12 protein-coding genes are annotated in these 13,111 nt (G+C 68.6%); 1 reads left to right on the plus strand and 11 read right to left on the minus strand.

Going from position 1 to position 13,111, the window contains the following annotated elements:
- Nucleotides 1-19: 19 nt before the first annotated feature.
- The 4 genes from BLT64_RS07785 to fsa form a co-directional block, all read right to left on the minus strand.
- Nucleotides 20-778 (minus strand): TSUP family transporter, encoded by a 759-nt coding sequence (locus BLT64_RS07785; protein ID WP_011748782.1) that lies wholly within the window; start codon nucleotides 776-778, stop codon nucleotides 20-22.
- A gap of 165 nt (nucleotides 779-943) precedes the next feature.
- Entirely contained in the window at nucleotides 944-1,882 is a 939-nt protein-coding gene (locus BLT64_RS07790) for a tyrosine recombinase XerC (protein WP_011748781.1), read from the minus strand.
- Nucleotides 1,879-2,589 (minus strand): DUF484 family protein, encoded by a 711-nt coding sequence (locus BLT64_RS07795; RefSeq protein WP_011748780.1) that lies wholly within the window; start codon nucleotides 2,587-2,589, stop codon nucleotides 1,879-1,881. Before BLT64_RS07795 ends, BLT64_RS07790 begins: the two co-directional genes overlap by 4 nt.
- Complete coding sequence (gene fsa / locus BLT64_RS07800; protein ID WP_011748779.1) at nucleotides 2,589-3,242, minus strand: fructose-6-phosphate aldolase; 654 nt, start codon at nucleotides 3,240-3,242, stop codon at nucleotides 2,589-2,591. The genes BLT64_RS07795 and fsa overlap by 1 nt, the downstream gene beginning before the upstream one ends.
- A 289-nt stretch (nucleotides 3,243-3,531) precedes the next feature.
- Between fsa and BLT64_RS07805 the strand changes: the two genes are divergently transcribed.
- The gene (locus tag BLT64_RS07805) at nucleotides 3,532-5,733 is read left to right on the plus strand and encodes a primosomal protein N' (protein ID WP_011748778.1); all 2,202 of its coding nucleotides are present in this window, start codon (nucleotides 3,532-3,534) and stop codon (nucleotides 5,731-5,733) included.
- Between the two features lie 135 nt (nucleotides 5,734-5,868).
- Here the strand turns inward: BLT64_RS07805 and katG are convergent, their stop codons facing one another.
- From katG to ahbB (BLT64_RS07840), 7 genes are all read right to left on the minus strand, one after another.
- Nucleotides 5,869-8,046 carry a catalase/peroxidase HPI gene (katG, locus tag BLT64_RS07810; RefSeq protein ID WP_011748777.1) on the minus strand — a complete coding sequence of 726 codons (2,178 nt, stop codon included), beginning with the start codon at nucleotides 8,044-8,046 and terminating at the stop codon, nucleotides 5,869-5,871.
- A gap of 255 nt (nucleotides 8,047-8,301) precedes the next feature.
- Nucleotides 8,302-8,568 (minus strand): hypothetical protein, encoded by a 267-nt coding sequence (locus BLT64_RS07815; protein WP_011748776.1) that lies wholly within the window; start codon nucleotides 8,566-8,568, stop codon nucleotides 8,302-8,304.
- On the minus strand, nucleotides 8,525-9,979 hold the full coding sequence (locus BLT64_RS07820; RefSeq protein ID WP_011748775.1) for a nitrite reductase: 1,455 nt from the start codon (nucleotides 9,977-9,979) through the stop codon (nucleotides 8,525-8,527). Before BLT64_RS07820 ends, BLT64_RS07815 begins: the two co-directional genes overlap by 44 nt.
- On the minus strand, nucleotides 9,954-11,177 hold the full coding sequence (nirJ, locus tag BLT64_RS07825) for a heme d1 biosynthesis radical SAM protein NirJ (protein ID WP_011748774.1): 1,224 nt from the start codon (nucleotides 11,175-11,177) through the stop codon (nucleotides 9,954-9,956). Before nirJ ends, BLT64_RS07820 begins: the two co-directional genes overlap by 26 nt.
- Before the next feature lie 13 nt (nucleotides 11,178-11,190).
- Nucleotides 11,191-11,673, minus strand: coding sequence for a siroheme decarboxylase subunit beta (gene ahbB, locus BLT64_RS07830; protein ID WP_011748773.1), 483 nt, complete (start codon nucleotides 11,671-11,673; stop codon nucleotides 11,191-11,193).
- Nucleotides 11,670-12,143 carry an Lrp/AsnC family transcriptional regulator gene (locus BLT64_RS07835; protein ID WP_011748772.1) on the minus strand — a complete coding sequence of 158 codons (474 nt, stop codon included), beginning with the start codon at nucleotides 12,141-12,143 and terminating at the stop codon, nucleotides 11,670-11,672. Before BLT64_RS07835 ends, ahbB (BLT64_RS07830) begins: the two co-directional genes overlap by 4 nt.
- Nucleotides 12,140-13,111, minus strand: coding sequence for a siroheme decarboxylase subunit beta (ahbB, locus tag BLT64_RS07840; protein ID WP_011748771.1), 972 nt, complete (start codon nucleotides 13,109-13,111; stop codon nucleotides 12,140-12,142). Before ahbB (BLT64_RS07840) ends, BLT64_RS07835 begins: the two co-directional genes overlap by 4 nt.

Genomic DNA, 13,111 nt, shown 5'->3' on the forward strand with positions numbered 1-13,111 from the left:
TTGGGCCAGGTTTCGTCCTTTACAGAAGCTGCCAGATCAGCCGCAGTGCCAGTGCGGTCGAGGTCACGACCAGCAGCGGCTTGATGACCCGCGCTCCGGTTCGCATCGCCAGTCGTGCGCCCAGCATGGCGCCGCCGATCTGCGCCAGTGCCATGACTGCGCCGACCAGCCAGAGCGGCTTGCCCACAGCGGCAAAGGCGACCAGCCCGCCCAGGTTCGAGGCGAAGTTCAGCAGCTTCGTGTGCGCCGTTGCCTTGAGGATGCCGTAGCCCGCCAGCATGACGAAGCCCAGCATGAAGAAGGAACCCGTGCCCGGCCCGACCAGCCCGTCGTAAAAGGCGACGATGGGAACGACCGTGGCGGTAAAGGCCGCGGGGGCGATGCGGCGCATGCGGTCGGTATCGTCCAGTCCCGGTCGCAGGGCGAAGAACGCGGCGATGCCGATCAGCACCACCGGCAAGCCATAGCGCAACGCCTGCGCCGGGAGCCATGTCACCAGCAGCGCGCCGCAAAGCCCGGCCGCGAATGCCACCGCCGCCGCGCCGGTCTGCTGGCGCAGGTCCACCAACCCGCGCCGGGCATAGGAGATCGCCGCAGTCGCCGCACCGAAGACGCCCTGCACCTTGTTGGTGGCCAGCGCCTGCGCCGGGGGCAGGCCGGCCAGCATCAGGGCGGGGACGGTGATCAACCCGCCTCCGCCGGCGATGGCATCGACGAAGCCGGCGGCGAATGCGGCGCCGGCCAGCAGCAGCACGAGGTCGAGGGAGAGTTCGAACATGCCGCCCCTTTGCGGGGCCGTGCGGGAAATGTAAAGCCGGCCCGGGCGGTGGGGTCGCATGAGTATTTGGGGAACGAAGAAACCTTGGCGAGAGGCTGGCGCGGCCTGTGCCGGTCGCGCGGCTGCATGGGTGCCGCATGGGTATTGGGGAAACGGTGAAGGCGCTCAGGCGCGGGGGTGGGCGGCGCGATAGACCGCCAGCAGGTGGGCGTCGTCCACGCCGGTATAGACCTGGGTCGTGGACAAGCTGGCATGGCCCAGGAGTTCCTGGATCGTGCGCAGATCGCCGCCCGCAGTCAGCAGATGCGTGGCGAAGGAGTGGCGCAGCGCATGCGGGGTCGCGGTCGGCGGCAGGCCCAGCACCTGTCTTGCCTGTCGCATCGCGCCCGAGATCAGCGTCGGGCTGAGCCGACCGCCACGAGCGCCGCGAAACAGCGGAGCCTTGGCTTGCAGCGGATAGGGGCAGAGGCGCAGGTAATCGGCGATGGCCTCGCGCGCGATGGGCAGGACCGGCACCTGCCTTTCGCGCCCGCCCTTGCCGCGGATGGTCAGCGCCTCGCGCAGCGGCCAGTCGGCGCCGTTCAGCCCCAGCGCCTCGGAGATGCGCAGCCCGCAGCCCCAGAGCAGCGTCAGCACCGCCGCGTCGCGGGTCGCGATCCAGGCTTCGGGATGGGTGCTGCCGGTGATTTCCAGCACGTCCTGCGCCTGTTCCGGCGCCAGTGGGCGAGGCAGCGAGCGGGTGTATTTCGGCCCGCGCGAGGCCAGCGCCCTGGAAGCGTCGAAGCCGTGCCGGTCCGACATCCAGCGGATGAAGCTGCGTGTGGCCGAGAGCCTCCGCGCGAGCGAGCGAGCCGAAAGCCCCCGCCCGCGCTCGGCGGCGGCAAAGGCGCGCATGTCGGTCTGCGTCAGCCCGGCCAGCGTCGCGGGCAGGGCGGGCGTGCCGTGATAGCTGCCGAGGAAGGTCAGGAAGGCCAGCAGGTCGGCCTGATAGGCGCGGATCGTGTGGTCCGAGCGGTCGCGCGCAGCCCGCTCGCTGGCCAGCCAACGCTCGAGATTGTCGGCCATGGCCGGGGCCAGCGCCAAAAGCTCGGCCCCGCCGGTCATTTCCTGAGCCAGGAAATCAGCACCAGCCGGAACGCCTGGCCGAAGAAGCGCAGGAGATCCGTGCCCTGGGCGGGGTTGAAGCGCCCGATATCGGCCGAACCCATGAGCAGCAGCGCCGGGAAGCGGCCGGGGCCGAGGTCGATGGGCAAGAGCGCCTCGGAGCGGATCGGGGCCCGGGCCTCGCCATGAAAGGGCAGGGTCTCGGGCACGGCGCGGCGCAGCACGATGTCGTCGCCGCGCGGCATCCGCCGCCCGCCCGAGATCAGCCCGGCCACCGTGCCGGCGGGGGCGATCACCAGCGGGCCGCCGTCTTCCGGCTCGGGTATCGCACCGCCCGATTCCATCACCAGCCGCAAGGTTTCCACCCGCAGGATCGGCGCGACCGCGATGTCGAGGTTTTCCAGGAACTCCTCGAAATCCATCGGTTCCAGCAGCGACAGCACGGCGCGGTGGATGGTGTTCATCCCCGACTGGTTGTCATAGGCGGCCGAGATCACCGATTCATGCGCGGCCTCCAGCCGGTCGAGCCGCGATTCCAGCGCCTGCATGGCGCGGCCGCGGATGTCGATGACGTTCTCGCCCACCTCGGCCTCGCGCGCGCCGATCAGCGCGCGCATCAGGTCGCGGTCGGAGAGGATGAGCTCGGGCCGGGCAAGCAGCCGGGCGCGGATCTCCTCGGTCAGTTCGGCCGCGGGCTCCTGGCTCATCAGACGATCTTCTGCCCGGTCTTGGCCCAGTCGGCGTTGAACTGTTCCAGGCCCTTGTCGGTCAGCACGTGATTCGCCATCGCCTTGATGACGGCGGGCGGCGCGGTGATCACGTCGGCGCCGATGCGGGCGGCGTCGGTGATGTGGTTCACCGAGCGGATCGAGGCCGCCAGGATCTGGGTCTGGAAGTCGTAATTGTCATAGATCTCGCGGATCTGGGCGATCAGTTCCATGCCGTCGAAGTTGATGTCGTCGAGCCGGCCGATGAAGGGGCTGATGAAGGTGGCGCCGGCCTTGGCGGCCAGGATCGCCTGCGCGGCCGAGAAGCACAGCGTCACGTTGACCTTGTGTCCCTGCGACGACAGCACCTTGCAGGCCCTGAGCCCGTCCCAGGTCAGCGGCACCTTGACGGTGATGTTCGGGGCGATCTTCACCAGATGCTCGCCCTCGCGGATCATGTCCCCGGCCTTGCTTGCGACGACTTCGGCGCTGACCGGGCCCTCGACGATGTCGCAGATTTCCTTGGTGACCTCAAGGATGTCGCGGCCCGATTTCAGGATCAGCGACGGGTTGGTGGTGACGCCGTCCACCATGCCAAGGTCGTTCAGCTCGCGGATGGCGGCGACGTCGGCGGTATCAACAAAGAATTTCATGCGGGGAAGCCCTTCTTGCGGTTTTGCCGTGGGTTTAGCGCATAACAGCCGGCGCGTGAAGTCCGGGCCGCGCGGCATGGCGGCGCCGACTTGCGGGGCGGTGCGCCGCCATGCCACTAGTGGCGGGCCCCTGGGGGCACGTTTATCCGCCATCGTTGCAGGAGAAATGCCTTGGAAGCCTTTCAGCCCGATCTCGTCGCCCTGCTGCCGGCCCTGGCCGCCGGTCCGTTCCTGGTCGGCAACTGGCCGCTGCTGCTGCTGATCGGCTGGGCTTCGCTGCCGCTCTGAGATGTCCCCGCCGCTTTTCTATCCCCATGGCGCGCGCATCGCGGTGCTGACGCAAGAGGTGGTCGGGGTGCTCGACTATCTTGCGCCCGAGGGGGGCGTGCGGCTGGGCCAGCTTGTCGTCGTGCCGCTGGGTCCGCGCCGGGTGATGGGCGCGGTCTGGGGGCCGGGGATCGGCGATTTCGATGCGGCGAGGCTGCGGCCGGTGGCGCGGCTGATCGACGCGCCGCCGCTGACGCCGGGGATGATCGAGTTCCTGATCCGCATGGGCGAATACACGCTGACGCCGCTGCCCTTGCTTTTGCGCATGGCGACGCGGGCACCGGACCTGGACCAGCCGCCCTCGGCCCGGCGCATCATCCATCGCGCGGGGCCGCCGCCCGCGCGCATGACCGATGCCCGCGCCGCCGTGCTGCGGGTAATCGAGGATCACGGCGGCGCCGGTTTCGCGCCGGGCGAGCTGGCGCAGCTGGCCGGGGTCAGCGCATCGGTGGTGCAGGGGCTGGTCAAGGCCGGCACGCTGGCCGAGGTGCTGGCGCCGCGCGATGTGCCCTATCCGCGACTGGACCCCGGCCTGCCGGGCAAGCCGCTGGCCGAGGATCAGGCCGAGGCGGCGGAGACCCTGCGCGATGCGCTGAAGAGCCACGCCTATGGCACTACGTTGCTGCGCGGCGTTACCGGCTCGGGCAAGACCGAGGTTTATCTTGAGGCCGTCGCGGAATGCCTGCGCCAGGGTCGGCAGGCGCTGGTGCTGCTGCCCGAGATCGCGCTGTCGGCCGAGTTCCTCGACCGGGTCGAGGCGCGCTTCGGTGCCCGGCCCGGCGAATGGCATTCGGGCATCACCCGCACGGAACGCCGGCGGCTGTGGACCATGGCGGCGCAAAACCATGTCGGGCTGGTGGTGGGCGCGCGTTCGGCGCTGTTCCTGCCCTTTGCCGACCTGGGCCTGATCGTCGTCGATGAAGAGCACGATTCCAGCTACAAGCAGGAGGATGCGGTCTATTACAGCGCCCGCGACATGGCGGTGCTGCGCGCCAGCGTCGAAGCTGCGCAGGTGGTGCTGGCCTCGGCCACGCCCTCGGTCGAAAGCTGGGTGAATGCGGGATCGGGGAAATACCGCCGCCTCGACCTGAGGGCGCGCTATGGCACGGCCGACCTGCCCGAGATGGGCACCATCGACCTGCGCCAGCAGGAGATGGAGAGGGGCCGCTGGATCAGCCCCCGCCTTGCCGCCGAGATCCGCGCGCGCAAGGAACGCGGGGAGCAGTCGCTGTTGTTCCTGAACCGGCGCGGCTATGCGCCGATCACTGCCTGCCGGGCCTGCGGCCAGCAGATCGGCTGCGACCATTGCGACGCTCGCATGGTCGAGCATCGCTTCCAGAACCGCCTGGTCTGCCATCAATGCGGCGCGACCAAGCCGATCCCGAACGCCTGCCCAAGCTGCGGGGTCGAGGGCAAGATGACCGCCATCGGGCCGGGGGTGGAACGGCTGGCCGAGGAGGTGGCCGAGCGGTTCCCCGAGGCGAAGGCGACGGTCCTGTCCTCGGACCTGTTCCATTCGGCCCGCGCGCTGAAAGAGGCGATCGCCGAGATCGGGGCGGGCAGCACCGACATCATCATCGGCACGCAGATCGTCGCCAAGGGGCACAATTTCCCCCGCCTGACGCTGGTGGGCGTGATCGACGCCGACCTTGGCCTGCAGGGCGCCGACCTGCGCGCGGCCGAGCGCAGCTTCCAGCTGATGCGGCAGGTGGCGGGACGGGCCGGGCGCGAGGGCGGCGATGCGCGGGGGCTGGCGCTGCTCCAGACCCATCAGCCCGACCATCCGGTGATCCGCGCCATCCTGTCGGGCGAGGACGAGGCGTTCTGGGATGCCGAGGCCGTGGCGCGCCAGGCGGCGGGCATGCCGCCCTTTGGCCGGCTGGCGGGGATCATCCTGTCGCATCCCGACCAGCCGGTGGTCGAGGATTACGCCCGCGAACTGGCTCGCCGCGCCGAGCCCCTGCGCGCCATCGGTGCCGAGCTGTTCGGCCCGGCCCCCGCACCCATCGCCCGCATCCGCGCGCGCTATCGGGTGCGGATGCTGATCCGTGCGCCGCGCCAGGCGCCGGTGCAGGGCGCGATCGCCGAGTGGCTGGCGTCGGCACCCAAACCGCCCAGCAACCTGCGGCTGGCGGTGGATATCGATCCGCAAAGCTTTCTCTGATCCCGGCCGGCCCCGCGGCAGGCGGGCCATCCGACGGCAAAACGCCCGTGAACCGTTTCCGGTCCACGGGCAGCAATCGTTACCACAACTGGTCTCCCCGGGGCGATCCCTCGCCCACGGGGACAGGAAACCTGATCAGGCCGCCAGGTCGAAGCGGTCGGCGTTCATCACCTTGGTCCAGGCTGCCACGAAATCGCGCACGAATTTCCCGGCATTGTCGTCCTGGGCATAGACCTCGGCATAGGCGCGCAGGATCGAGTTCGAGCCGAACACCAGGTCCACGCGGGTCGCGGTGTATCTGGTCGCCCCGGTCTTGCGGTCGCGGATCTCATAGAGGTTGTTGCCCACCGGCACCCAGTTGTTGGCCATGTCGGTCAGCGTCACGAAGAAGTCGTTCGTCAGCGCACCCTTGCGCTGGGTGAACACGCCATGCTTGGTGCCGCCATGGTTGGTGCCGATCACCCGCAGCCCGCCGATCAGCGTGGTCATCTCGGGGGCGGTCAGACCCATGAGCTGGGCGCGGTCCAGCAGCATTTCCTCGGGGCTGACGACATAGTCCTGCTTCTGCCAGTTGCGGAAACCGTCGGCCAGCGGTTCGAGCACGTCGAAGGACGCGGCATCGGTCTGCTCGGCCGTTGAATCGCCGCGACCCGGTGCGAAGGGCACCTCGATGTCGAAGCCGGCGGCTTTCGCGGCCTGCTCCACGCCCAGGTTGCCGCCCAGCACGATGACGTCGGCAAGGCTTGCGCCGGTCTCGGCCGCGATGGGTTCAAGCACCGACAGCACGCGGGCCAGGCGCTGGGGCTCGTTGCCTTCCCAGTCCTTCTGCGGGGCCAGGCGGATGCGCGCGCCGTTGGCGCCGCCGCGATGGTCCGAGCCGCGATAGGTCCGCGCGCTGTCCCAGGCGGTGGCGACCAGATCCGAGGCGCTGAGCCCCGAAGCCGCGATCCGGGCCTTGACCGCCGCCACGTCGTAGTCGCTGCGGCCGGCGGGGATCGGGTCTTGCCAGACCAGGTCCTCGGCCGGGACGTCCGGGCCCAGGTAGCGCGCCTTCGGCCCCATGTCGCGATGGGTCAGCTTGAACCAGGCGCGGGCGAAGGCGTCGCTGAACGCCTCGAAGTCGTTCATGAAGCGCAGCGAGATCTCGCGATAGATCGGGTCCACCTTCAGCGCCATGTCGGCATCGGTCATCATCGGCATGTGGCGGATCGAGGGATCCTCGACATCGGCCGGCTTGTCCTCTTCGGCAATGGTGATCGGTTCCCATTGCGAGGCGCCCGCCGGGCTGTGGGTCAGCGTCCATTCATGCTTGAACAGCATTTCGAAGAAGCCGTTGTCCCATTGCGTCGGGTGGGTCGTCCAGGCGCCTTCCAGGCCCGAGACCATGGTGTTGCGCCCGATGCCGCGGCCCTTGGTGTTCATCCAGCCCAGGCCCTGGAACTCCGGCCCGGCGGCCTCGGGATCGGGGCTGAGGTCGGTGACATTGCCGTTGCCGTGGCACTTGCCGACGGTGTGGCCGCCGGCGGTCAGCGCCACGGTTTCCTCATCGTTCATGCCCATGCGGGCAAAGGTCTCGCGCATCTGGTAGGCGGTGGCCTGCGGGTCGGACTTGCCGTTCACCCCCTCGGGGTTGACGTAGATCAGGCCCATCTGCACGGCGGCCAGCGGGTTGGCCAGCGTTTCGGCCTTGGTCACGTCGCCATAGCGGCTGTCGCTGGGGGCCAGCCATTCCTTTTCCTCGCCCCAGTAGGTGTCCTTTTCGGGGTGCCAGATATCCTCGCGGCCGAAGGCGAAGCCATAGGTCTTGAGGCCCGCGGCCTCGTAGGCGACGGTGCCGGCCAGCACGATCAGGTCGGCCCAGGAGATCTTGTTGCCGTATTTCTTCTTGATCGGCCACAGCAGGCGGCGGCCCTTGTCGGTGTTGACGTTGTCCGGCCAGCTGTTCAGCGGCGCAAAGCGCTGGTTGCCGGTATTGGCGCCGCCACGGCCGTCGCTGGTCCGGTAGGAACCGGCCATGTGCCAGGCGGTGCGGGCGAACATGCCGACATAGCTGCCCCAGTCGGCCGGCCACCAGTCCTGGCTGTCGGTCATCAGCGCGCGCAGGTCGGCCTTCAGCGCCTCGACGTCCAGCTTTTTCAGCTCTTCGCTATAGTTGAAGTCCTGGCCCAGCGGATTGGTCTTGCTGTCGTGCTGGTGCAGGATGTCGAGGTTCAGCGCATTGGGCCACCAGGCCGTGACCGAGCTGCCCATCGCGGTGTTACCGCCATGCATCACCGGGCATTTGCCGGTGCTCCTGATATCGTTTCCGTCCATGATAGCTCTCCTTTTGCTGGGTCGCGTCACCGGGGGCGACGCAGATACCGGGTGCGGAATGTGGCTGTCATGCAACCGCAGCGTGTGGCCCCTGCGAATCTGCATATCCTCTTGCGACAGGTTCTAACAGCTTTCTGAATTATTGTAATTTATAAATTTTAATTTGAATGATAATTTCTAATTATGATATGAGGCGACCTGTCCGCAGCCCTTGTGCCGGTGGAATGCACGGGCCTTTTGGGTCGGCGAAAGAGGTCAGTTGCGCGGCCGGGCGCGGTCCATCAGGCCGCGGATCCAGCGGCCCGAGGCCCAGGCCGCCGGCACGCCCAGCACCAGCGCGGCACCGGCCGCCCGGATGGGCGCCAGCACCGGCAGGCCGATCCAGCTGGCCAGCAGCGACAGCATGAACAGGTTGATCCAGACCGCCGCCGCCGCGAAGGGATAGAACAGCAGCGCCAGTTTCCAGACCGGCCAGCCGTCAGTGGCTGGTTCCGTCCTCGAAGGTGATCTTGTTCCAGACATTGTATTTCCCCGAAGGCTTGCGCATCGGCAGCCGCTTCACCTCGTCCAGCGTTTTCGCATCATAGATCACGACAGCGCCCTCGTCCTCCCAAAGCGAAACCAGCACATGGCTGCCGTCGCGGGTGAATTCGCTATGGGCGAATGTCTGGCCGGGAAAGGGCGCGAGCGTCTTGACGATCTCGAGCGTCTGCTTGTCGATGACGTGCATCTCGTCCTTGTGCGGGCCAAAGAACACATCCGCCCAGACATAGGGGCTGGTGGCATGGCCGCGCAGGAAAAAGCCAGGGCCGCTCGTCTTGATCTGCTTGACCAGGCTCCAGTCCTGCATGTCGATGACCGAAAGCACGCCCTCGCCCAGATGCGGGGTGGCCATGACGCGGCGGCCGTCCCGTTCCCAGGTGATGCCCGAGCCCAGATGCGGCATGCCGGGCAGGGGCAGTTCCGCCACCTTGTGCCCGTCGTCCAGGTCGATTGCCACGCCCTTGTCGCCGTCGCGGTTGGCGCCGATCAACTGCCGATAGTCGGGCGAGAAGAAGAAATCGTCCAGCGGCTCGTCGATGGGGATGCGGCGGATGGACAGGTCGGTCGTCGCGACCTCCCAGATTTCGGGCGCGTCCTTCAGCGCCAGCACGAAGCTGTGGCGCTGCGGCGCCTGATAGACGGCGCTGACCCGGCTGGGGGTGCCGTCGACCTGCGTGGCGATCAGTCGCAGCGGGTTCAGGTCCGAATCGAGGATGGTCAGGCTTTCCGGCAGATAGTTCGCCACCGCGATGCGCTGGCCGTCCGGGCTGATGGCGATGTTGCGGCTGTTCAGCGCGGCGCGGATGCGGCCGACTTCTGCCAGCGACCAGATATCGTATTTCTGCACCCAGCCGTCGCGCGACATGATGTAGACGAAGCGCCCGTCGGGGCTGAATTTCGGCCCGCCATGCACAGCAAAGGGGGTGGCGAAGCGGGCCAGCACCTCGAACGTGTCGCCGTCCAGCACGCTGACGTGATGGTCGCCGGTCTCCACCACCAGCGTGATGTTCAGCGGATCGGCGGCAAAGACCGGCTTTTCCGCCGGCTGGTAGTCGGGATTCATCTCGCGGCTGGCGGCGATCTGTTCGGCGCTCCAGTCCGGGCGGTGGTCCAACGGTGCGGTGACGTAGTCCACCAGCGCGGTGATGGATTCCGGCGAAAGCCGGTCGGCAAAGCCCTCCATCTGGGTCGAGACCCGGCCTTGGGCGATCACCGTGTCGATGCCTCGCACCCGGCCCAGCGTTTCGGGGATCAGCGCCGGGCCGGTGCCGCCCAAGCGGTCCTCGCCATGGCAGGCGGCGCAATGCTCGGCATAGTCGGCGGCCGGGTCGGCATGGGCCGTCAGCGGCAGGGCGAGCAGCAGGCTAAAGAAAGCGGTGGGCCGGATCATGGCTTTTTCCCCGGAAAGGCGTGACGGCAAGGCGGTCCAGGTCAGCACCTTCTGCGCCGATCTCGGAGCCCGAGAGATAGCAGGCCGGATCCTCGGCCCATGGATCGCCGGTCAGTTGCAGCGCCCGGATGCGGGTATTGCCGCCGCAGACCGCCTGATAGGCGCAGGCGCCGCAGCGCCCCTTCAGCGGCCGCGGCCGGGTGCGCAGCGTGGCCAGGATCGGGTCGTCCCCGGTCCAGATCGCCGAGAACGGCCGCTCCTTGACCGAGCCCAGCGTGTAGTCCGACCAGTAGGTGTCGGGATGGACCTTGCCCTGCGGGTCGATATTGCCGACGCCCAGGCCCGAGGAGTTGCCGCCCCACGCCTCCAGATGCGCGCGCAGATGGGCGACGGCTGCCGGCGGAAAGCGCGTCTCGGCCCAGCGCAGGAAATAGACCGCATCGGCATCGTTGTTGCCGGTCACGACCTCCAGCGGTTCGGCCCGCTCCACCGCCTCCCAGGCGCGGGCGATCAGCAGCTCCATGGCGCGGCGGGTGCGGGCATGTTCGGTATCCTCGCCCCGGTGCTTGTCGCCGCGGCCGGCATAGACCAGATGCGACAGATAGAACTTGTCCACGCCCTCGTCGCGGCACAGGTCCAGCATGGCGGGCAGGTGATGGGCGTTGCCCTCGGTGATGGTAAAGCGCAGGCCGACCTTGACGCCTTGCGCCTTGCAGGCCCGCACGCCGGCCAGCGCCTGGTCGAAGGCACCCTCGACGCCGCGGAACCAGTCGTTCACCGCGTCGATCCCATCCAGCGAGATGCCGACATAGTCGAAGCCCAGCCCGGCCAGCCGGTCCACGTTCTGGGCATTGATCCTGGTGCCGTTGGTGGACAGCGACAGGTGGCGGAAATCGAGCCTCCGCGCCTCCTCGGCCAGTTCCCAGAAGTCGAAGCGCGACATCGGCTCGCCCCCCGACAGGATCAGGGCCGGGATACGGAAATCCGACAGGTCGCGCAGCACGGCCATGGCCTGCTCATGCGTCAGCTCGCCCGGAAACGGCCGGTCGGCCGAGACGGTATAGCAATGGCGGCATTTCAGGTTGCAGCTGCGCGTCAGGTTCCAGATCACCACCGGGCGGACCGTACCCGGCCGTGTCCGGCGGCGCGGCGGCGAGGGGTCCAGAAGCTGCTGCATATATTGGGTCAGGCGGAACATGGCTTTGCCTTTCTTAGCCGTCCTTCAGGCGCAGGCCGGTCTTTTTCAGAATCCGGGTGGAATAGAGGATGTCGTCGGCCCGGCAGGCGGGGCCGAGCAGGGCGCGGACCTGCGCGCGCTTTTCCTCGACCTCGGCCCGGCTTTGGCCGTGCAGCATGGCGAACAGGTTGTAGCGCCAGACCGGCGCGCGCGGGCGCAGATAGCAATGCGTCACGAAATCCAGCGCGCCGACCTTTTCGCCCAGGGCTTCCGCCTGCGCGTCGTCCACGTCCCAGACGCTCATGCCATTCGCGGTCATTCCCAGCGCGTAATGATTGGGCGCGATGGCGATGCGGCGGATCACGCCCTGCGCATTCAGGGCCGACAGCCGGGCGATGACCTGCGTTTCGGACACGCCCAGATCGGCGGCGATGCGGGCATAGGGCGCCTCGACCAGCGGCAACCCGGCTTGCGTCGCGGCGATCAGCCGGCGGTCGGTATCGTCCGGCGCCGTCATGCCGCCACCCTAAAGCCGATGAAGAATTCCCGCAGTTTGGGAAAGCGCCAGACGGTCAGCCCGGTCTCGGCCTCGATCCGCTCGGCGATTTCGGCAATGCCTTCGGGCGTGGCGGTGGCGAGCACGAACCACATGTTCAGTGCATGGTCGCGGGCATAGTTGTGCGCGACCTCGGGATGGGCGTTGACCAGATCGGCGATGCGGTCGAAATCCGCCTCGGGCGCGGAGAGCGCGCAAAGGCAGAAGGCCCCGCCCATCGCCGCGGCGTCGTAGAAGGGGCCGAAGCGGGTGATGGCGCCGATCTCGCGCAGCCGTTCCAGCCGCCCGATCAGTGCGGTTCCGGTCAGGCCGAGCGCCGCGCCGGCGTCGTCGAAGGGGCGGGGGGTCAGCGGAAACCCCTCTTGCAGGTTGTTCAGGATGGCGCGGTCGGTGTCGTCCAGCGCCTCGGGCGGCAGGGTCTGGCGTCTCATGCGGCTACCTCGGCGATGGTGGCGCCGCGCTGGCGAAAGCAGCGCGTCGAAAACAGGATGCGATGCGGGACCTCCTGCAACTCCGGCAGGGCGCGGGCCTCGGCCAGCACCTCCATCGCCTCGGCGTGCGAGCGGGCGTGGATCATGCAGAACAGCGGCCAGTCCCACAACCCGGGCACGCAGCGACGCTGATAGCACAGCGTCACGCCGGGAACTCCGGCCAGCGCGGTGCCGGCCGCCTCGACGGCCGCTTCGGGCAGGCGCCAGACCACCATGGCGTTCTGGGTCCAGCCAAGCGCGCGGTGCTTCACGATCACGCCGACGCGGGTCAGGATGCGCGCCTCGGCCAGCGCGCGGATGCGCGAGATCACCTCGGCCTCGCTGCGGTGCAGCGCCTGTCCCAGCGCGACGAAGGGGCGCGGGACCAGCGCCAGCCCGGAGGAAAGCGCCTGCATCAGCGCCTTGTCGCGTGGGCGCAGGGCATCCAGGTCGGCGGGCCGGTCCAGTGCCATGGCGCGGCGCGGGCCGATCAGCGGAAAGCCCAGGTCGATGTTGAAGGCGCGCACAAGCGGCAGGGACAGCACGGCAAGCCCCGTCGCCGCCTCGATCCGGACAAGGCTTTCGGCCAGCGCCGCCGTATCGGGGGCGGTGGCGACGAACCACAGGTTCCAGTCGCCCTCGCGCAGATAGGAGTGGTTGACGCCCGGCTCGGCCCCGACCAGTGCTGCGATCTCGTCCACGCGCGGGGCGGGCACCCGCAGCGCGGCCAGCGTCGAGGCGCCGGCGGTGTTCGGCCGGCAGGTGGCGCCGATGCGCGAAACGATACCCTCGTCGCGCAGGCGCACGAGACGGGCGATCACCTCGGCTTCGCCGGTGCCAAGGCGCGTGGCCATGGCGGCAAAGGGCCGGGGCTCCAGCGGCAGGTCGCGCTGGAAGCCGTCGAGCAGGCGCAGGTCCAGGTCGTCCAT

It is taken from the genome of Paracoccus denitrificans (assembly GCF_900100045.1).
Classification (GTDB): Bacteria; Pseudomonadota; Alphaproteobacteria; order Rhodobacterales; family Rhodobacteraceae; genus Paracoccus; species Paracoccus denitrificans.